Raw genomic sequence first — 20,396 nt, 5'->3', positions numbered from 1 at the left:
CTGCCTCCTTGGAGGGTGTCGGGGAACCAGGGGCGTGGAGGGGGGCCAGGGCGGTTCAGGCCGTGGGAGCCGTGGCCAGACGGTGGATGGCGGCCATCGGGACCGGCAGCCAGCCGGGGCGGTGCCGGGCCTCGTACAGCACCTCGTACACCGCCTTGTCGGTCTCATGGGCGCGCAGCAGCTCCGGTTCGCTGCGCGGATCGGCGCCCGAGGCCTCCGCGTAGCCCTCGCAGTACGCGGCACGGCAGCGGGCCGCCCACTCCGCGTTCCAGGGGTGGTGCGAGCGGGCCGCGTAGTCGAAGGAACGGAGCATGCCCGCGACATCGCGTACCGGTGGCTGCGGGCGGCGGCGCTCCGGGAGGGGGCGGGACGGCTCGCCCTCGAAGTCGATCAGTGACCAGAAACCGTCGTCGGCCCGGAGCGTCTGGCCGAGGTGCAGATCGCCGTGGATCCGCTGGGCGGCCCAGTTGCGGCCCTGGTGCCCGAGGGCCGTGACGGCGTCGAACGAGGTGTGCAGCCCGGGGACGTACGGCACGAGGTCCGGCACCGCCTGCGCCGCCGCCTCCAGTCGTCGCTTCATCCGGGCGACGAGGTGCGTGGTCTGCGGGCCCTGCAGCGAGGGAGTCGGCAGGGCGGTGGCGAGCGCGGTGTGCACCTCGGCCGTGGCCCGGCCCAGCGCCCGCGCCTCGGGAACGAAGTCGCGGCCTTCGGCCAGCGCGGCCAGGGCCAGCTGCCAGCCGTCCCGGGCGCCGCGCAGAAAGGGCTGGAGCACCCCCAGGGTGAGGGGTTCGCGAGTGGCGGCCTCGAACCACGCGACCGGGGCCGGCACCCGGCCGCACCCCTCGCGGGTCAGCGCGAGCGGCAGCTCCAGGTCGGGGTTGGTGCCGGGGAAGACCCGCCGGAAGATCTTGAGGATGTACGCGTCGCCGTAGACGAGCGAGGAGTTGGACTGCTCGGTGTCCAGCACCCGCGGGGCGAGCCCGGCCGGGACCGGGGCGGTCCGCTCGAAGCGGAGGGGGCCGAGGGAACCGGGTCGGCGGAATCGTTCCAGCAGCAGGCCGGTCAGGCGTGGGTCGTGCAGTCCGTCGTACACGGTGCGGCCGGCCAGCGGCCCCTGCGTCACCCCGCCGATCAGCGCGGACGCGAGCCGTGGAGGCAGCGATTGTCTTACGCCGAGCAGGAGTTGGTAGCAGTCGTCGGCGGGGCGGGCGGACAGGGACGGCTGCTGGACCTGGACGAGCAGATGGATCAGACCGGGGCCGGTGCCGTCCACCGGCAGCATCTCGGTCGCCGACACGAGGGAGAAGCCGGTGACCGGCGCTCCCTTGCCGGCGAACCACCGCTGCCGGGGCAGCCATTCATGGAGCAGGGGGGCGAGGGACGGCAGCAGTGCTCCGTCCGCCGGAGCGCCCGGCCTCGGACCGTGCTTCGTCGTGCTGTTTCGCGCGCTCTTCCTCGTGCTCTTCGCCAGGGCGACGTGAGTGGATGCAGCCTCCGACATGGCATCGCGTCCTTTCCCCGGGCACACCACAGGATGCGAAGAGTGTCCAGGATTGCGGCAATGCCTGTCCGGCTGTGCGGGACGTGTCGGGTGAGGATGATCCGTACGGACTCGGACGGATGAGCAATGAATGGTCCGGATAAGTCCGGAAGAGCAGGATATGGGGTGGAGTGCCCCGTGCGGGATGGTGGAAACCGCGGCGCACGGGGCGGCGGCGTCAGGCCGCCGGGGCGTCCTTGCGCAGCCGGAACCAGTAGAAGCCGTGTCCGGCGAGTGTCAGCAGGTAGGGCCACTGGCCGACGGCGGGGAAGCGGACCCCGCCGATCAGCTCCACCGGATGACGCTCGGTGAACGACCGCAGGTCCAGCTCCGTGGGCTGGGCGAAGCGCGAGAAGTTGTGGACGCACAGCACGAGGTCGTCCTTGTACTCCCGCGTGAACGCCAGTACCGCCGGGTTCGACGAGGGCAGTTCGCTGTACGAGCCGAGGCCGAAGGCCGGATTCTGCTTACGGATCTCGATCATGCGCCGCGTCCAGTGCAGCAGTGAGGACGGCGAGGCCATCGACGCCTCGACATTGGTGACCTGGTAGCCGTAGACGGGGTCCATGATCGTGGGGAGGTAGAGCCGTCCGGGATCGCTGGAGGAGAACCCGGCGTTCCGGTCGGGCGTCCACTGCATCGGCGTCCGGACCGCGTCCCGGTCGCCCAGCCAGATGTTGTCGCCCATCCCGATCTCGTCCCCGTAGTAGAGGATCGGGGACCCGGGCAGCGACAGCAGCAGAGCGGTGAACAGCTCGATCTGGTTGCGGTCGTTGTCCAGGAGGGGCGCGAGCCGCCGCCGGATGCCGATGTTGGCGCGCATCCGCGGGTCCTTGGCGTACTCCGCGTACATGTAGTCGCGTTCTTCGTCCGTGACCATTTCGAGCGTCAGCTCGTCGTGGTTGCGCAGGAAGATGCCCCACTGGCAGTTCTTCGGGATCGCCGGGGTCTTCGCCAGGATTTCCGAGACCGGGTAGCGGCTCTCGCGCCGTACGGCCATGAAGATCCGCGGCATCACCGGGAAATGGAACGCCATGTGGCACTCGTCGCCGCCGGCCGAGTAGTCGCCGAAGTAGTCGACGACGTCCTCGGGCCACTGGTTGGCCTCGGCGAGCAGCACGGTGTCCGGGTAGTTGGCGTCGATCTCCTTGCGGACCCGCTTGAGGAACCCGTGGGTCTCGGGGAGGTTCTCGCAGTTGGTGCCCTCGCGCTGGTAGAGGTAGGGCACGGCGTCGACGCGGAACCCGTCGATGCCGAGGTCCAGCCAGAAGCGCAGCGCGGAGATGATCTCCTCCTGCACCGCCGGGTTCTCGTAGTTGAGATCGGGCTGGTGGGAGAAGAAGCGGTGCCAGTAGTACTGCTTGCGCACCGGGTCGAAGGTCCAGTTGGACGTCTCGGTGTCGACGAAGATGATCCGGGCGTCCTGGAACTGTTTGTCGTCGTCGGCCCAGACGTAGTAGTCGCCGTACGGGCCGTCGGGATCGCTGCGGGACTGCTGGAACCAGTCGTGCTGATCGCTCGTGTGGTTCATGACGAAGTCGATGATCACGCGCATGCCGCGCTGGTGCGCGGCGTCCGCGAACTCCACGAAGTCGGCGAGGTCGCCGAACTCCGGCAGCACGGCGGTGTAGTCGGACACGTCGTAGCCGCCGTCGCGCAGCGGGGACTTGAAGAACGGCGGCAGCCAGAGGCAGTCGACGCCCAGCCACTGGAGATAGTCCAGCTTGGCGGTGATGCCCTTGAGGTCGCCGATGCCGTCGCCGTTGGAGTCCTGGAAGGACCGGACGAGTACCTCGTAGAAGACGGCGCGCTTGAACCAGTCGGGATCGCGGTCCTTGGCGGGAGTGTCCTCGAACGTGTCGTGGACGGGCTCGTTGACGATCATGGTGTGGGTGACCCTCCGGTCGGCGGGGACGGTCGCAGGACGACGATGTGCGCGGGCGTGATGCCCGGCTTCAGACGCACATAGAAGGTCCTGCCCCAGTGGTAGGTGTCGCCGGTGAGCTCATCGCGCACCGGTACGGTCTCGTGCCGGTCGAGGCAGAGCTCCGGCATGTCCAACGAGACCGTGGCCTCCTGGGTGTGGTGCGGATCGAGGTTCACCACGACCAGGACGATGTCCGGGCCGGAGCGCTTGCTGTACGCGATCAGCGCCTCGTTGCCGGTGTCGTGGAAATGCACGTCGCGCAGCTGCTGGAGCGCGGGGTGGCGGCGCCGGATCCGGTTGAGCGAGGTGATCAGCGGCGCCAGCGAACGGCCCTCGCGCTCGGCCGACTCCCATTCCCTCGGCTTGAGTTGGTACTTCTCCGAGTGCAGGTACTCCTCGCTCCCGGGCCCGGCCGCGGTGTTCTCGCACAGTTCGAAGCCCGCGTACACCCCCCAGGACGGGGCCAGCGTGGCGGCGAGCACCGCGCGGGCCTCGAAGGCCGGGCGGCCGCCGTCCTGGAGGTAGCCGGGCAGGATGTCCGGGGTGTTCACGAAGAAGTTGGGCCGCATGTACGAGGCGGTCTCGCCGGCCAGCTCGGTGACGTACTCCGTGAGCTCCCGCTTGGTGTTGCGCCAGGTGAAGTACGTGTAGGACTGCTGGAACCCGATCGCGCCGAGCGTCCGCATCATCGCGGGGCGGGTGAACGCCTCGGCCAGGAAGATCACATCGGGGTCGGTGCCGTTGATCCCGGCGATCACCTTCTCCCAGAAGACCACCGGTTTGGTGTGCGGATTGTCGACGCGGAAGATCCGTACGCCGTGGTCCATCCAGAACCGCAGGATGCGCACCGTCTCGGCGACGAGACCGTGCAGATCCCTGTCGAAGGCGATCGGATAGATGTCCTGGTACTTCTTCGGCGGATTCTCGGCGTACGCGATGCTGCCGTCCGGCCGGTGGTGGAACCACTCGGGGTGTTCCTTCACCCAGGGGTGGTCGGGGGAGCACTGGAGCGCGAAGTCCAGCGCGATCTCCATCCGCAGCGTGCGGGCCGTCCCGACGAAGTGGTCGAAGTCCTCCAGCGTGCCCAGCTCCGGGTGGACGGCGTCGTGACCGCCGTCGGCCGAACCGATCGCCCACGGCACCCCGGGGTCGTCGGGGCCGGGGGAGAGGGAGTTGTCGCGGCCCTTGCGATGGGTGGTGCCGATGGGATGGACCGGCGGGAGGTACACGACGTCGAAGCCCATGGCGGCGACGGCGGGCAGCCGCTCGGCGGCCGTCCGGAAGGTGCCGCTGACGAGGCGGGTGGGGGCGGGGGCCCGCCGGGCGGCCCTGCCCCGGGCCTTCCTCCCCGGCGGTTCGCACGGCTCCGCCCTGGCACCCTCGGAGCGCGGGAACAGCTCGTACCAGGAGCCGTACAGGGCCCGTCGGCGCTCCACCGTCACCGGCAGCGGGCGGGAGCGGGTGACCAGTTCGCGCAGGGGATGACGGGCGAGCGCCGCGTCCGCCTCCGGGGTCAGCGCCGCGGCCAGCCGCGACGCGGCCGGGCGGGCCGTGTCGCGCAGCGCGTCGGCCGCGGCCAGCACCGCCTCGCGCCCGTCCCGTTTCGGTACGCCGGCGGCGGCCCGCTCGTACAGCGCGGCGCCCTCCGCCAGCACCAGGGCCGTGTCGATGCCCGCGGGGATCTTGATGGCGGCGGCGCGGCGCCAGGTGGTGACCGGATCGCTCCAGGCCTCGACCGTATACGTCCAGCGGCCCTCGGTGCCGGGTGTGACCTCGGCGCCCCAGCGGTCCGTACCCGGGGCCAGCTCACGCATCGGTGTCCATGGGCCGGTGCGTCCGTTCGGATCGCGCAGCACGGCGTTGGCGGCGACCGCGTCATGACCCTCGCGGAAGACGGTGGCGGTGACCTCGAAGGTCTCGCCGACCACGGCCTTCGCCGGCCGTCTGCCGCAGTCGAGACGAGGACGGACGTCCAGGACGGGAATTCGACCGATCATGGAATCACCTGGGGGCTGGGCGTGCACGGGGTGCGGCACGGACGCGGAGGACCGACCGCGCATGTCGCGATGATGGGGATCTGTCCTTTTTAGCCGCTCTGCTGTCGGGTGATGGGCTGTGGGCATGGCCGCTCCTGTCCGCGTTCACTCCAATGGCAGTCGAATGGATGGGTCGCGGGTGTTCGCACGCGGATGACGTGCGCGAAGGACGTGTGGGGGTCCCGGGCGGTCCGCGTACCGGGGAAGCCCTCCCCGAGCCTCGGGGAGGCCGTCCGGCGCTCCCGCCGGCTGCCCGGTCGTGGCCGGGCTCCGGCGCGCGCCCCGGTGGGCGTACGGGGCCGGGGCGCCTCCACGGGTTTCCGGGTGCCCGTTCTGCGGCGCCACCCGGCAGCCTTCCCTGTGACGCGAGGGTCCACAAGGCCGTGCACGGGGGAGAAACCGGCCAAACCCCCAGGTGAACGGTGAGGCGGAACGAGGCCCGCGGGGACAGGGGGGCGTCCGGGGGAGGAGCGGGGGCGGTGCCCTGGCTGTTGTCGCGCGCCCGCCAGCCGCTACGGGACAGCCGTTGGGGACGGTCGTCGAGGGTGACGGAGCCCTGAGCCGTCCGCGCCGTGGCCGCCGGTCGCCGTGGCCGCCGGTCGCCGTGGCCGACGGTCGCCGCGGCCGACGGTCGTCGGGGGTGACGGTCGCCGTGGCCGACGGTCGTCGAGGGTGACGGAGCGGCGCACACCGTGGTGCGTCCCCTCGGATCCCCGCGTCCCCTGTAAAGGTGGACGACGTGAAGGCCATCCGTCGATTCACCGTGCGTCCCGTCCTCCCCGAACCCCTGCGACCCCTCCATGACCTCGCCCGCAATCTGCGCTGGTCCTGGCACCACGAGACCCGTGAGCTCTTCCGGTCCGCCGATCCCGAAGGCCGGCGGCCGGCGGACGCCGACCCCGTATGCCTGCTCGGCGCCCTGTCCGCGGGGCGGCTCGCCGAGCTGGCCCGGGACGAGGAGTTCCTGACCCGGCTCGCCGGGGCGTCCGAGAACCTCCGGCAGTATCTGGAGGACCCCCGGTGGTACCAGAACCGGCAGGCCGAGGGCGCTGAACTGCCCGCCTCCATCGCCTACTTCTCCCCCGAGTTCGGGGTGACGGCCGCACTGCCGCAGTACTCCGGCGGGCTCGGCATCCTGGCGGGCGACCACCTCAAGGCCGCCAGCGACCTCGGCGTACCGCTCATCGGGGTCGGCCTGCTCTACCGGCACGGCTACTTCCGCCAGACCCTCTCCCGCGACGGCTGGCAGCAGGAGCACTATCCGGTCCTCGACCCCAACGAACTCCCGCTCGACCTGCTCAGGGAGGCCGACGGCACACCCGCCCGGGTGGTGCTCGCCCTGCCCGGCGGACGCAGTCTGCACGCCTGCGTCCGGCACGCCCGGGTCGGCCGCGTGCCCCTGCTGCTCCTCGACTCCGACGTCGAGGAGAACGCGCCGGGCGAGCGCGATGTCACCGACCGGCTGTACGGCGGTGGCAGCGACCACCGGCTGCTCCAGGAGATGCTGCTCGGCATCGGCGGAGTGCGCGCCGTGCGCACCTACTGCCGGCTCACCGGGACCCCGGACCCCGAGGTGTTCCACACCAATGAGGGGCACGCCGGATTCCTCGGTCTGGAACGGATCCGCGAACTCTCCGGGGACGGCCTCGGCTTCGACGCGGCGCTGGAGACGGTCCGGGCCGGCACCGTCTTCACCACGCACACCCCGGTCCCCGCCGGGATGGACCGGTTCGACCCGCAGCTGATCGCCCGCCACTTCGGCGAGGGCGGCGAACTGCCGGGCGTCGGCGTCGAACGGATCCTGCGGCTCGGCCGGGAGACCCACCCCGGCGACGGCGAGCCGGACCTGTTCAACATGGCGGTCATGGGGCTGCGGCTCGCCCAGCGCGCCAACGGGGTCTCCACCCTGCACGGGGCCGTCAGCCGGGAGATGTTCTCCGGCCTCTGGCCCGGCTTCGACCCCGCGGAGGTGCCGATCACCTCGGTGACCAACGGGGTCCACGCCCCGACCTGGGTCGCCCCGGAAGTCCTCCGGCTCGGCGCCCGGCACTTCGGCACCGACCGGGCGCAGGACGCCCTGACCGGCGGCGAAGTGGCCGGCGCGCGCCGCTCCGGCACTCCCCGGCGGTGGAGCGCCGTGAGCGCCGTCCCCGACCGGGAGATCTGGGACCTGCGCCGGACGCTGCGCGAACAGCTGGTGACCGAGGTGCGCAAACGGCTCTACGCCTCCTGGCGCAGACGCGGCGCCGGCACGGCCGAACTCGGCTGGATCGACGGTGTCCTGGACCCGGACGTCCTCACGATCGGCTTCGCCCGCCGCGTCCCCTCGTACAAACGGCTCACGCTGATGCTGCGCGACCGCGACCGGCTGCGGGCGCTGCTCCTGCACCCGGACCGGCCGGTCCAGATCGTCGTCGCGGGCAAGGCGCACCCGGCCGACGACGGCGGGAAGCGGCTGGTCCAGGAGCTGGTGCGGTTCGCGGACGACCCGCAGGTGCGCCACCGCATCGTCTTCCTGCCCGACTACGGCATGGCGATGGCGCAGAAGCTCTACCCGGGCTGCGACGTCTGGCTCAACAACCCGCTGCGCCCGCTGGAGGCGTGCGGCACCAGCGGGATGAAGGCGGCGCTGAACGGCTGCCTCAACCTCTCGGTGCGCGACGGCTGGTGGGACGAGTGGTTCGAGCCGGACTTCGGCTGGGCCATCCCGACCGCCGACGGTTCGGCCGTCGACGAGGACCGGCGCGACGAGCTGGAGGCCAACGCGCTGTACGAACTGATCGAGAACCGGGTCGCGCCCCGCTTCTACGACCGCGACGGCGAGGGGCTGCCCGAGCGCTGGGTCGAGATGGTCCGCCGCACCCTGGTCACACTGGGCCCCAAGGTGCTCGCCGGGCGCATGGTGCGTGAGTATGTGGAGCGGCTGTACGCCCCAGCCGCACGGGCCGGGCGGGCTCTGGGGCCGGAGACGGCCCGGGGGCTCGCGGACTGGAAGGCCCGCGTCCGGGCCGCCTGGCCGAAGGTGTCCGTCGACCACGTGGAGGCCGTGACCGGCACCGCCGCGGCCGGTCCGGCGGAGCTGGGGTCCACCCTGGCGCTCCGGGTCCGCGTCGCGCTCGGCGGTCTCGACCCGGACGACGTGGAGGTGCAGGCGGTCGCCGGGCGGGTCGATTCCGGGGACGCGATCGCGGACGCCCAGGTCTTCCCGCTGAAACCGGCGGGCGGCCATGACCTGGAGGACCGGCTGCTGTACGAGGGGCCGCTGGCCCTGGACCGTACGGGACCGTACGGCTACACCGTGCGCGTTCTGCCGGCCCACCCGCTGCTGGCCTCCAGCGCCGAACTCGGCCTCGTCGCGCTGCCGACGGACGCGACGGGGGAGGGCGGGGGAGTGCTGATGCGATGAGGGGGCCGCCCCGGTGGGCCCCGGCGCGCCCGGTGCCGGCGTACGGCGCCGGGCCCGTCGCGCCGCCGGTCCACTGATCCGGTGCGCTGATCCGGTCCGCCGGGTCCGCCGGGTCCGCCGGGTGCGCGGGGTGCGCGGGTCCCGGGTCCGGTCCCGGGTCTCCATGTCCCCGGTTCGTGTTCGGGGTTCGCGTTCCGCGGGCGGGTTCCCGCGTACATCTATGTGACCGCGGACGGCTCGCTGCCCAGGACCGCGCCGGGGAGCGGGCTGGACACCCGGGAGAAGGTCATCAGGTACTGGCAGGGGCAGTCGACCTTCATGGACGGAATGTCCCAGGAGACCCGCCGCGACCTCACCCACACCGGCTACGGGCTCTCCGCGATCTCGCACATCGCCGAGACGAGCCGTATCCAGGGGCAGGACCTCTACCCGGAGATCGCCGACCGGCTCCGCCACGCGCTGGGGCTGCACGCCAGGTACCAGCCGGGGGCGGCCGTGCCCGCCACGCTGTGCGGCGGGACGCTCAAGGACAGGCTCGGCCCCGTCACCGAGGTCGGCCTCAACGCGCCGCACCACCGCATGGGTTACGGCATGACGAACACCCAGCGGCTCACCGAGCAGCAGCGGCCCGCCGGCGCCAGCAATCTCTTCGTGGCCTGGGAGACCCTGACACACGCGGACAACCCGGCCTGATCCGGGGGACGGCCGGCGCGAACGCCGGAACGGCCCGGGAGGACGAAATCCTCCCGGGCCGTTCCTGTGGGGCTGTGCGTGCGACCTGTGTGTGCGATCGGAGGCGTCCGGCCTCCGCCCGCGACTAGAAGGTCAGCTTGAAGCTGTTGATGCGTCCGGTGTCCTGCGAGGCGATGTCCTGGACCTTGAGCTTCCAGGTGCCGTTCGCCACCTCGGACGAGGCGTTGACCGTGAAGGTCTCCACCACGTTGTCCGCGGAGTCGCCGGAGGAGGAGTTCTTCAGGCGGTACGCGGTTCCGTCCGGGGCGACCAGGTCGACGACCAGGTCACCGCGCCAGGTGTGGCTGATGTCCACGCCGACCTTGAGGGCGCTCGGGGCGTTGCCCGTACGGCCGGTGACGTTGACCGAGCTGGTGACGGCGGCGCCGTTGTCCGGGATGGCGACCGCGGTGGTGTTCTCGAAGACCACACCGCCCGGGTCGGTACCGCCGGGACGCGCGCCGACGTTGATGCCGGCCCAGGCGTGGGCCACGGCGGCGTACTCCGGGCTGGTGGCGCCGTACAGCTCACTGGCCACGGCGAGCGTGCCGGTGCGGGCGGCGGCGTAGTTCGTCGTGGAGGTGAACTTGGTGGTGAGCGCCTTGAACCAGATCTGCAGGGCCTTGTCCCGGCCGATGCCGGTCACCGGCAGACCGTCGGAGGTCGGGGAGTCGTAGTTGACTCCGTTGACCGTCTTGGCGCCGCTGCCCTCGGAGAGCAGGTAGAACCAGTGGTTCGCCGGGCCCGAGGAGTAGTGGACGTCGACGTTGCCGATACCGGAGTACCAGGCGTCCTTGGACGCGCCGTCCTTGCTCGGCTTGTCCATGTAGCGCAGCGGGGTGCCGTCGCCGTTGATGTCGATCTTCTCGCCGACGAGGTAGTCGCCCGGGTCCTGGGCGGTGTTGGAGTAGAACTCCACACCCGCGGCGAAGATGTCGGAGGTGGCCTCGTTCAGACCGCCGGACTCACCGCTGTAGACCAGGTTGGCCGTGGCGGCGGTAACGCCGTGCGTCATCTCGTGGGCGGCCACGTCGAGCGAGGTCAGCGGTGCGGCGTTGCCGCTGCCGTCCCCGTACGTCATGCAGAAGCAGCTGTCCTGCCAGAACGCGTTGACGTAGTTGTTGCCGTAGTGGACGCGGGAGTACGCGCCGACACCGTCACCGCGGATACCGGTGCGGCCGTGCACGTTCTTGTAGTAGTCCCAGGTCTCGGCGGCGCCGTAGTGGGCGTCGGCCCCGGCGGTCTCGACGTTCTGCGGGGTGCCGTCGCCCCAGATGTCGTCGGAGCCGGAGAACAGCGTTCCGGTGCCGGACGAACCGTGGTTCAGGTTGTACGTCTTGGTGTTGCCGCGGGTGGTGTCCGTCAGGGTGTACGACGGCGCGGTGCCCAGCGTGACCTGACCGCTGTACTGGGTGTTGCCGGTGCCGTTCTCGACGCCCTGCCACTCGTACAGCTTGGCGCCGGTGGAGGCGTCGGTCACCACGTGCAGCTCGTTCGGGGTGCCGTCGTGCTGGAGACCGCCGACGACGGTCTCGTACGCCAGCTGCGGGGTGCCGCCGGCCAGCCAGACGACCTTGCGCGGGGCCTTGCTCGCCTCGGTCTGCTTCGAGCCCTCGGCCTTCGCCGCGCCGAGTGCCTGCTTCTCGGCTGCGGCCGGGGCCACGTCGGCCGAGAGGCCGACGGCCTTCAGCTGGGCGGTGGTCGCCCGCGACGCCTTGGTGATGCCCTCGGTCTTCCCGGCCTTGGTCTGCTGGACGACCAGGTCGCCGCCGAGGACGGGCAGCCCGGCGAGGGTGCGCTCGTAGCGGGTGTGCGTGGTGCCGTCCTGGTCCTGCACGACATCGCGGACGACGAGCTTCTCCTGGGACCCGAGTCCGAGCTCCTTGGCGGTGGCCGCCCTGGTGGAGTTGGCCTCGCTGATCAGCTCGGCGCGCTGGGCGGGCGAGAGCTTCGCGGGGAGCGAACCGGGGTCGGCCTTGGAGGCCGCCGCCGGGACGGCGCCGGGGGCGCTGCCGGGTGTGGCGGTCGCGGTGCCGGACTGGACACCGACGGCGAGGAGGGCTGCTGCGGCTATCAGAGCGCCGGTCGCGGTGGCACGACGGCTGGGCGTGGATCTCACGCGGACTCCTTCTGCGAGGGGGGTACCGGCGGCGCTGGTGGCCGTCCGGACAGTGCAGGCGGTGCGCAGAACGGGGGAAGAGTGTCAGCAGATGGCTACTCGTGTCAGGACCGCGTCAAAAAGTTGGCCGGAATTCGTTCGTTGCCGGAAAGGTCATGTTCGTTAAGCGGACGTTTCGTCGATCATCACCGCAATGACACCTGGGGGCCCTGGCGGCCCGTATTCACAGCGTGCGCACAGGATCGGCCGCCAGGCATCGTGTTCGAACAGCGAACGGGGAAGCAGCTTCTGACCACGTATTGAGACCGAGCGCCGCTCTGGCGCGTTCCGGCCACCGCTTGCGTGCCGCTCGTGCGCTGCCCGTGCGCCGTGCGCGAGTGCGGGAGCGGTCCCGGACGGACCGTCACCCGGGCATGACGAAGCCGGTGCCGCCCGTTCGGCGGCACCGGCTTCGTCACGCCCCCGGCGTCGGGGACCCCGGAGAGGGGCGCCGTCAGGCCAGGCTGTCCCGCCACGCGCGGTGCAGTCCGGCGAACCGGCCCGTTCCGCCGATCAGTTCGGCGGGAGCGCCGTCCTCCACGATGCGGCCGTGCTCCATCACCAGCACCCGGTCCGCGATTTCCACGGTCGACAGCCGGTGCGCGATCACCACCGCCGTGCGGCCGTGCAGCACCGTGTCCATGGCCCGCTGCACCGCCCGCTCACCGGGGACGTCCAGCGAACTGGTCGCCTCGTCGAGGATCAGTACCGCCGGGTCGGCCAGCAGGGCCCGCGCGAACGCGACCAACTGGCGTTGACCGGCGGAGATCCGGCCGCCCCGCTTGCGTACGTCCGTGTCGTAGCCCTCGGGGAGGCCGGCGATGAACTCGTGCGCCCCGATGGCCCTGGCCGCCCGCTCGATGTCCTCGGGTGTCGCGTCCGGGCGGCCGATCGCGATGTTCTCGGCGACCGTGCCGGAGAACAGGAACGCCTCCTGGGTCACCATCACCACCCCCTTGCGCAGCCCGGCGGTGTCGAGGTCGCGCAGGTCGACGCCGTCCAGCAGGACCCGGCCGTCGGTCGGATCGTAGAACCGGGCCAGCAGCTTGGCGAGCGTCGACTTCCCGGCCCCCGTCGAACCGACCACGGCCACGGTCTGCCCGGCCGGGATGCTCAGGCCGAAGCGGGGCAGGACCTCGCCGCCCGTGCGGTAGCCGAAGCTCACCCCGTCGAACGTCACCTCGCGGCCCGGGTGTTCGCCGCTCCGGGCGGGCAGCTCCTGGGGATCGGCCGTCTCCGGGACGGTGGGCGTCTGTGCCAGCAGCCCGGCGATCTTGTCCAGGGACGCGGCGGCCGACTGGTAGGAGTTGAGGAACATCCCGAGCCGGTCGATCGGGTCGTACAGCCGCCGCAGATACAGCACCGCCGCGGCCAGCACCCCCAGCGCCAGCGTGCCGGAGGCCACCCGGTAGGCACCCCACAGCACCATCCCCGCCACCGCCGTGTTGGCGACCAGCCGGGAGCCGACGACATAGCGGGCCATCTCCAGCAGCGCGTCCCCGTTCGTCCGCTCGTGGCGGTGGTTGAGCGTGTCGAACGCCGCGTCGTTGGTCCGCTCCCGGCGGAAGGCCTGGACCGGGCGGATGCCGTTCATCGTCTCCGCGAACTTCACGATGACCGCGGCGATCGCCGTGGACCGGGCCGCGAAGACCCGGCCCGCCCGTCGCCGGTACAGCTGCACCAGCAGATACAGCGGTACGAAGGAGAACACCGCGATCGCCCCGATGCCCAGGTCCAGCCAGAGCAGCACCACCGAGATGGAGACGAACGACAGGACCACACCGATCAGTTCCTGCAGCCCCTCACCCAGGAGTTCGCGCAGTGACTCCACGTCCGTGGTGGAGCGCGAGATCAGCCGGCCCGAGGTGTAGCGCTCGTGGAAGTCCACGCTGAGGGCCTGGGCGTGGCGGAAGATCCGCCCGCGCAGATCGAGCAGGACGTCCTGGTTGATCCGTGCGGCGGCCCTGATGAACGCGTACTGGAGGACTCCCGCGCCGACGGAGCAGAGCCCGTAGCCGACGGCCACCGCGATCAGCGGCCCGTAGTCGTGGTCCCGGAAGGCCGGAACACCGCGGTCGATGGCGTACGCGACCAGCAGCGGGCCCGCCTGCACGGCGGCCTGCTGCAGGAGCAGGAACAGGGCGGCGACGACGACCCGCCCGCGCATCGGGGCGAGCAGCGAGGCCAGCAGCGCCCGGGTCGCCCCGCGCGGCGCGGGCAGGGCGTCCCGGTCGAACGAGTCCCCGGAGTCCGGATCCCCGGAGTCCGGGGACTCGGGGTCCCGGGAGCCCGCGGAACCCTTGGTGTCCTTGGTGTCCTTGGTGTCCTCGGCGGCCCCGGGACGCGGCGCGGCGTCGCGCGCCAGGTCGTCGTCCGCGGGTGCGGAGTCGTCGGCGGTGGTCGTCATCGCGTACTGCCCTCCTTCGCGGGGGTGAGCTCGGCGCCCGACATCAGCCAGGCGTACTCGGCGTTGCCGCGCAGCAGTTCCTGGTGGGTGCCGACCGCGCTGATCCGGCCCTCGGAGAGCAGAGCCACCCGGTCCGCGAGCATCACGGTGGACGGCCGGTGGGCGACCACCACGGCGGTCGTGTGTTCCAGCACGCGCCGCAGCGCCGCCTCCACCAGGGTCTCCGTGTGCACGTCCAGGGCCGAGAGCGGGTCGTCGAGCACCAGGAAGCGGGGCTTGCCGACCACCGCCCGGGCCAGCGCGAGACGCTGCCGCTGGCCGCCGGAGAGGCTGAGCCCCTGCTCGCCGACCTGGGTGTCGAGGCCGTGCGGCAGGTCGTACACGAAGTCGGCCTGTGCGACCGCGAGTGCCCGCCGCAGCTCCTCCTCACCGGCCCCCTCGGCGCCCATCAGCACGTTCTCGCCGACGGTCGCCGAGAAGAGCGTGGGCTCCTCGAACGCCACCGACACCAGTTCGCGCAGCCGGGGCCGCTCCATCGCGGCGATGTCCTCGCCGTCCAGGGTGATCCGCCCGGCGGTCAGCTCGTGCAGCCGCGGGACCAGCGCGGTGAGCGTGGTCTTCCCGGAACCGGTGGCACCCACCAGGGCCATCGTCTCGCCGGGCCGGATGTGCAGATCGATCCGCGTCAGTACGGGTACGGAGCCGGGGGCGGCGTCGGGGTAGCGGAACTCGACGCCCTCGAAGGCCAGTCCGCCCCGGTCACGGTCACGGTCACGGTCAGGGTCAGGGTCGCCGGTCCCGGACCGGGCGGGCTGAGGGGCGGAGGCGAGGGAGTGCGAGGGGGAGAGGGAATGCGGGGTCGCGGGGCCGGTGCCCGGTGCGGACGTGACCGCCTCCTTTGTATCGAGCTCCTCCGCCACGTCCATGACCTCGAAATACCGCTCGGTCGCGGTCGCCGACTCCTGACTGATCGCCAGCAGGAAGCCGATCGACTCCACCGGCCAGCGCAGCGCGAGGGCCGTCGACAGGAACGCGACGAGTGTGCCCGCCGACAGGTCCCCGTCGGCCACCTGGACCGTACCGAGCACCAGCGCGGCACCGATCGCCAGCTCGGGGATGGCGGTGATGAGGGCCCAGATACCGGCGAGCAGCCTGGCCTTGCCCAGCTCCGTGGCGCGCAGCCGCCGCGAGAGCTCACGGAAGGCCAGCGCCTGGCTGCGGTGCCGGCCGAAGCCCTTGATGATGCGGATGCCCAGGACGCTCTCCTCGACGACCGTCGTGAGGTCCCCGACCTGGTCCTGGGCCCGGCGCGCGACCACCGCGTACTTCGTCTCGAAGAGCGAGCACACGATCATCAACGGGACCGCCGGTGCCAGCAGCACCAGACCGAGCGACCAGTCCTGGGCGAACAGAATGAGGAAACCGACCACGATCGTGGTGGCGTTGACCAGCAGGAAGGTCAGCGGAAACGCCAGGAACAACCGCAGCAGCATCAGATCCGTGGTTCCGCGCGACAGCAACTGCCCCGAGGGCCACCGGTCGTGGAAGGCCACCGGCAGCCGCTGCAGATGCCGGTAGAGGGCGGCGCGCATCGACGCCTCCACCCCGGCCAGCGGCCGGGCCACCAGCCATCGGCGCAGCCCGAACAGCAGCGCCTCCACGATGCCCAGCAGCAGGAGGTACAGCGCGCCGAGCCAGACACCGCCCGGGTCGCGGTCCGCGACCGGGCCGTCCACCATCCACTTCAGCACGAGGGGGATCGCCAGCCCCAGACAGGAGGCGAGGATCGCCACGACAGCGGCGCTGACCAGGCGGAACCGGACGGGGCGGACATAGGGCCACAGGCGCAGGAGGGAGCGCACGGCGGACCGTTCCGTGTGCTCTGCAGGTTTTTCGGGCATCAGGGCCGACCCTACGTTTCACCACCGGCATCGGTCCTGTGGATTTCCGACCGATGTCGCCGGCCCGGAGGTCGTAGCCCGGCATCAACCGATCGGCCGATGCCGGTTCGAGCGATCCGGCCGATACCGCCGGACCCCGCCCGCCGGAATCCTTGTGGTCATGGCGATCATCGAAGTGAACGGACTGCACAAGGCGTACGGGGGGCGGCCCGTGGTCGACGGAGTCAGCTTCCGCGTCGACGAGGGGGAGATCTTCGGGATCCTCGGTCCCAACGGCGCGGGCAAGACCACCACCGTCGAGTGCGTGGAGGGGCTGCGCGTCCCCGACGCCGGTACGGTCCGGGTCGCCGGGTTCGACCCCGTCGCCGACCACGACCGGGTGACCGGGCTCCTCGGCGCCCAGCTCCAGGAGAGCGAACTCCAGGCCAAGCTCACCGTGCGCGAAGCGCTGGAGCTCTACAGCGCGTTCTACCCGGCCCCCGCCGACTGGCGGCCCCTCGTCGGGCGGCTCGGCCTGGAGGACCGGCTCACCACCCGCTTCGGGAAGCTCTCCGGCGGCCAGAAGCAGCGGCTGTTCATCGCGCTCGCCCTGATCGGCGACCCCCGGGTCGTCGTCCTCGACGAGCTGACCACCGGTCTGGACCCGCGGGCCCGGCGCGACACCTGGAAGCTCATCGAGGACATCCGCGACAGCGGGGTGACCGTTCTGCTCGTCACCCACTTCATGGAGGAGGCCCAGCGCCTCTGCGACCGGATCGCGGTCATCGACCAGGGCCGCGTCGTCGCTCTGGACACCCCGTCAGGACTCGTCCGGCAGGCCGCCGGTTCCACCGTCGTCTCCTTCGTCCCCACCCGCGCGTTCACCGGCCCGGAGCTCGCGGACCTCGCCGCGCTGTGCGGCGTCGCGTCCGTGACGCCCCCGGACGGTGACGGCACCGTCGTCCTCCACGCCACCGACGAGACCGTCACCCCGCTCCTGGCGCTGCTGGCCGGGCTCGGCATCACCGCCCGCCGGCTGCGGGTCACCGAAACCACCCTCGACGAAGCCTTCCTCGACCTCACCGGACAGGACGCCTGAGATGGCCACCGCGCCCACCACCCGGAACACCCCGGCCCCCGCTCCCGCCGCCCCCGGGACCCCCGCCCGGAGCCGCGGATCCGTACGTGCTGTCCTGAGGGCCGAGACCCGGCTGTTCCTCCGCGAACCGGGCGGCCTCTTCTGGACCCTGGCCTTCCCCTCCGCCCTCCTGGTGGTCCTCGGCTTCGTCCCGCCCTTCATGGAAGCGCAGGACGACCTGGGAGGACGCCGCGTCATCGACCTGTACGTCCCGGTCTCCGTGCTGCTCGCCATGATCATGGCCGGGATCCAGACCATGCCCCCGGTGCTCACCACCTACCGCGAACGCGGCATCCTGCGCCGGATGTCGACCACTCCGGTGCGGCCGTCCGCCCTGCTCACCGCCCAGATCGTGCTGCACGGAGCGGCCGCGCTCGGCTCGGCCGCCCTGGTCCTCGCCGTCGGCCGCCTCGCCTACGGCGTCCGGCTGCCCGCACAACTCGCCGGATACACGCTGGCGCTGCTCCTCGCCGTCGCCGGTGTGCTGGCCCTCGGCGCCACGATCAGCGCCCTGTCCCGCACGACGAAGGCGGCCGGCGCGGTCGGGTCGGTCTCCTACCTCGTGATGATGTTCACCGCCGGGGTGTGGCTGCCGGTCCAGACGATGCCCGGCACCCTGCGCCGCACCGTGGAGTTCACCCCGCTCGGCGCCGCCTCCCAGGCCCTGGACCAGGCGGTCTCCGGTCAGTGGCCGAGCTGGGCCCACCTCGGCACCGTCGCCCTGTGGACCGTTGTGCTGGGCTTCACGGCGAGCCGTGTCTTCCGGTGGGAGTAGTGACGGGTACCGGGCGCCCGGGGGAGACTGCGCGCATGACGCAGGCGCTCCGTACCCCGAGCATGCCCGGAGCAGGCGGCCCGAACCGGGCCGACCAGCGCTGGGAGCAGTTCTACGGCTACGGTTCCTACGCCATTCTCACCCTCGCCACCCTCGTCGCGGCCGTCGTGGCCGGCCTGATCATGACCCGTACCGAGATGTACGTGGCCGGGGCGCTGGTCGCGGCGGCGTACGCCCTCCAGTTCTGGTGGGGCCGTGTCCGCCCGCGCACCGCACCTGGCGCCCCGGCCGGTCAGGTCTACTACGCCCTGCGCACCGTTCTTGCCTTCGCGCTGAGCTGGCTCAACCCCTTCTTCTCCATCTACGCGGGCCTCGGCTACTTCGACGTCGAACCCCTGCTCCCCAGGCGTCTGCTCCGCATCGGGCTGTTCGCCACGGCGGTCACCATGGCCGGTTCGGAGAGCGGGGGGCTGCCGCCCGCCTCCCTGATGAACTGGGTCGCCTTCGGGGCGCTGTTCGTCCTCAACGCCTCGCTGGTCGAGTTCTTCAGCAACGTCGGGGCCAAGGAGGCGGAGAAGGCCCGGATCCAGGCCGAGACCATCGCCGAACTGGAGCGCACCAACCTCCGGCTGGAGGCGGCCATGGCCGAGAACGCGGCCCTGCACGCCCAGCTCCTCGTCCAGGCCCGAGAGGCCGGGGTCGACGACGAACGCCGCAGGCTCGCCGCCGAGATCCACGACACCCTCGCCCAGGGCCTCACCGGCATCATCGCCCAGCTCCAGGTCGTCACCTCCCTCGCGGAGAGCGAACCGGAAACCGCCCGCGCCCATCTCGACCGGGCGCTCGGGCTCGCCCGGCACAGCCTCGGCGAGGCCCGGCGCTCGGTCCACAACCTGGCCCCCGTCGCCCTCGACCACGACGACCTGGTGGGCGCGCTGAAGGGGATGGTGGCCGACTGGGGCCGGCAGCACCGGACGCGGGCCGACTTCACCGTGACCGGCACTGTCGAGCCGGTCCACGACGAGATCGCCGCCACCCTGGTGCGCATCGCGGGCGAGGCCCTCGCCAACGCCGGACGGCACGCGGGGGCGGGCCGGGTGGGCGTCACCCTGTCCTTCATGGACGACGAACTCGCCCTGGACGTCCGGGACGACGGCCGCGGCTTCGACCCGGACGCCGTGCCCCCGGCCGGCCGCACCGGCGGGTTCGGCCTCGGCGGTATGCGGGCGCGCGCCGAACGGGTCGCCGGTTCGGTCGACGTGGAGTCCGCTCCGGGCCGGGGCACGGCGGTGTCCGCGCGGCTGCCCCTGGTCCGCCAGGGGTGATCACGCGTACCGTTCGGCCTGCCATGACTGAGGAATCCGCACGCGTCATCACACTCATCGTCGTCGACGACCACCCCGTCGTACGGGACGGTCTGCGCGGCATGTTCGCGTCGGCCCCGGGCTTCCGGGTCCTGGGAGAGGCCGCGGACGGGCCCGAGGGTGTCGCCCTGGCCGTCCGCCTGGACCCCGATGTCGTCCTGATGGACCTGCGGATGCCGGGCGGCGGCGGGGTCGCGGCCATCGCCGAGCTGACCCGGCGCGGCACCCGCTCCAGGGTCCTCGTCCTCACGACGTACGACACCGACTCCGACACGCTGCCCGCGATCGAGGCGGGCGCCACCGGCTATCTGCTCAAGGACGCCCCGCGCGAGGAGCTGTTCGCCGCCGTCCGGGCCGCCGCCGACGGCCGCAGCGTCCTGTCGCCCGCCGTCGCCTCCCGGCTGATGACCCGGGTCCGCACCCCCGCCGCCCCCGTCGACGACTGCCTCTCGGCCCGGGAGCGCGAGGTGCTGGCCCTGGTGGCGCGCGGCACCACCAACCGGGAGATCGCCGCCGAACTGTTCATCAGCGAGGCGACCGTGAAGACCCATCTGACCCATGTCTTCGCCAAGCTCGGCGCCAAGGACCGGGCCGCGGCCGTCGCCGTGGGCTACGACCGGGGCATCCTCGGCTGACCGCCCGCCTCACGCCCGTCACCCCGAGCCGTCGCGGACGGCCGGTCCCCGCCGGGTCCGCGAGACCGGGACCGGCGTACGTGCCCCGATGCTCCGGCGGGATGCCGGGATGCCGGGATGCCGGGATGCCGGGGTGCCGGGGTGCGGTCTGGTGAATCCGCGTACGCGCGCTCGTGGACGACGGAGTCCCGGTCGTCGCGCAGGGCGTCGGCGACGGGCCGGTGGGGCCGGTCGCGCACATGGCCGTAAGACCTCGGCCGGAAGGGTGAAGCAGCCGTCCACCGTGCGGGCGTACGGATCGAGGAGCGGCTCCGCCGCGTTCCGGCGGACCCCGGTCCCGGGGCCGACATCCCTCCTGTTCCTCCCGGTGATGACGGGGACGGCCCCTGGGGCGTCGG

At 71.9% G+C, this 20,396-nt stretch carries 11 protein-coding genes and 1 pseudogene; 6 read left to right on the top strand and 6 right to left on the bottom strand.

What is annotated here, in order from left to right:
- Window positions 1–55: 55 nt before the first annotated feature.
- The 3 genes from ACIGJO_RS04730 to ACIGJO_RS04720 all read right to left on the bottom strand — a co-directional run bounded on the left by ACIGJO_RS04730 (window position 56) and on the right by ACIGJO_RS04720 (window position 5,464).
- Window positions 56–1,501, bottom strand: a complete 1,446-nt coding sequence (locus ACIGJO_RS04730) for a maltokinase (protein ID WP_399952095.1) — start codon at window positions 1,499–1,501, stop codon at window positions 56–58.
- A gap of 217 nt (window positions 1,502–1,718) precedes the next feature.
- Window positions 1,719–3,425: a maltose alpha-D-glucosyltransferase gene (gene treS, locus ACIGJO_RS04725; protein ID WP_399952093.1), complete on the bottom strand. Its 1,707-nt coding sequence runs from the start codon at window positions 3,423–3,425 to the stop codon at window positions 1,719–1,721.
- On the bottom strand, window positions 3,422–5,464 hold the full coding sequence (locus ACIGJO_RS04720; protein WP_399952091.1) for an alpha-1,4-glucan--maltose-1-phosphate maltosyltransferase: 2,043 nt from the start codon (window positions 5,462–5,464) through the stop codon (window positions 3,422–3,424). Before ACIGJO_RS04720 ends, treS begins: the two co-directional genes overlap by 4 nt.
- A 778-nt stretch (window positions 5,465–6,242) precedes the next feature.
- On the opposite strand from ACIGJO_RS04720, the gene glgP reads away from it, so the two are divergent.
- Complete coding sequence (glgP, locus tag ACIGJO_RS04715; protein WP_399952089.1) at window positions 6,243–8,909, top strand: alpha-glucan family phosphorylase; 2,667 nt, start codon at window positions 6,243–6,245, stop codon at window positions 8,907–8,909.
- 192 nt (window positions 8,910–9,101) lie between these two features.
- Window positions 9,102–9,602: pseudogene (locus tag ACIGJO_RS04710) on the top strand (hypothetical protein); the annotation flags it as partial.
- A 124-nt stretch (window positions 9,603–9,726) separates the two neighbouring features.
- On the opposite strand, the gene ACIGJO_RS04705 reads toward ACIGJO_RS04710, so the two are convergent.
- The 3 genes from ACIGJO_RS04705 to ACIGJO_RS04695 all read right to left on the bottom strand — a co-directional run bounded on the left by ACIGJO_RS04705 (window position 9,727) and on the right by ACIGJO_RS04695 (window position 16,107).
- Complete coding sequence (locus tag ACIGJO_RS04705) at window positions 9,727–11,760, bottom strand: M4 family metallopeptidase (RefSeq protein WP_399952087.1); 2,034 nt, start codon at window positions 11,758–11,760, stop codon at window positions 9,727–9,729.
- Window positions 11,761–12,253: 493 nt separating this feature from the next.
- On the bottom strand, window positions 12,254–14,206 hold the full coding sequence (locus tag ACIGJO_RS04700) for an ABC transporter ATP-binding protein (RefSeq protein ID WP_399952084.1): 1,953 nt from the start codon (window positions 14,204–14,206) through the stop codon (window positions 12,254–12,256).
- Entirely contained in the window at window positions 14,203–16,107 is a 1,905-nt protein-coding gene (locus tag ACIGJO_RS04695; protein ID WP_399952082.1) for an ABC transporter ATP-binding protein, read from the bottom strand. Before ACIGJO_RS04695 ends, ACIGJO_RS04700 begins: the two co-directional genes overlap by 4 nt.
- Before the next feature lie 160 nt (window positions 16,108–16,267).
- Between ACIGJO_RS04695 and ACIGJO_RS04690 the strand changes: the two genes are divergently transcribed.
- Genes ACIGJO_RS04690 through ACIGJO_RS04675 form a run of 4 tightly spaced genes read left to right on the top strand, consistent with a single transcriptional unit; the run spans window position 16,268 to window position 19,998 of the window.
- Window positions 16,268–17,185: an ABC transporter ATP-binding protein gene (locus ACIGJO_RS04690; protein ID WP_399952080.1), complete on the top strand. Its 918-nt coding sequence runs from the start codon at window positions 16,268–16,270 to the stop codon at window positions 17,183–17,185.
- A gap of 1 nt (window position 17,186) precedes the next feature.
- Window positions 17,187–17,999: an ABC transporter permease gene (locus tag ACIGJO_RS04685; RefSeq protein WP_399952078.1), complete on the top strand. Its 813-nt coding sequence runs from the start codon at window positions 17,187–17,189 to the stop codon at window positions 17,997–17,999.
- 35 nt (window positions 18,000–18,034) lie between these two features.
- Complete coding sequence (locus tag ACIGJO_RS04680) at window positions 18,035–19,324, top strand: sensor histidine kinase (RefSeq protein WP_399952076.1); 1,290 nt, start codon at window positions 18,035–18,037, stop codon at window positions 19,322–19,324.
- A 23-nt stretch (window positions 19,325–19,347) separates the two neighbouring features.
- The gene (locus ACIGJO_RS04675; protein WP_399952074.1) at window positions 19,348–19,998 is read left to right on the top strand and encodes a response regulator; all 651 of its coding nucleotides are present in this window, start codon (window positions 19,348–19,350) and stop codon (window positions 19,996–19,998) included.
- The last annotated feature ends 398 nt before the right edge of the window (window positions 19,999–20,396 follow it).

Source organism: Streptomyces sp. NPDC079020, assembly GCF_044542225.1.
Classification (GTDB): domain Bacteria; phylum Actinomycetota; class Actinomycetes; order Streptomycetales; family Streptomycetaceae; genus Streptomyces.
The sequence above is the reverse complement of the archived record's forward strand: the minus strand, read 5'-3'. Positions and strand labels throughout refer to the sequence as shown.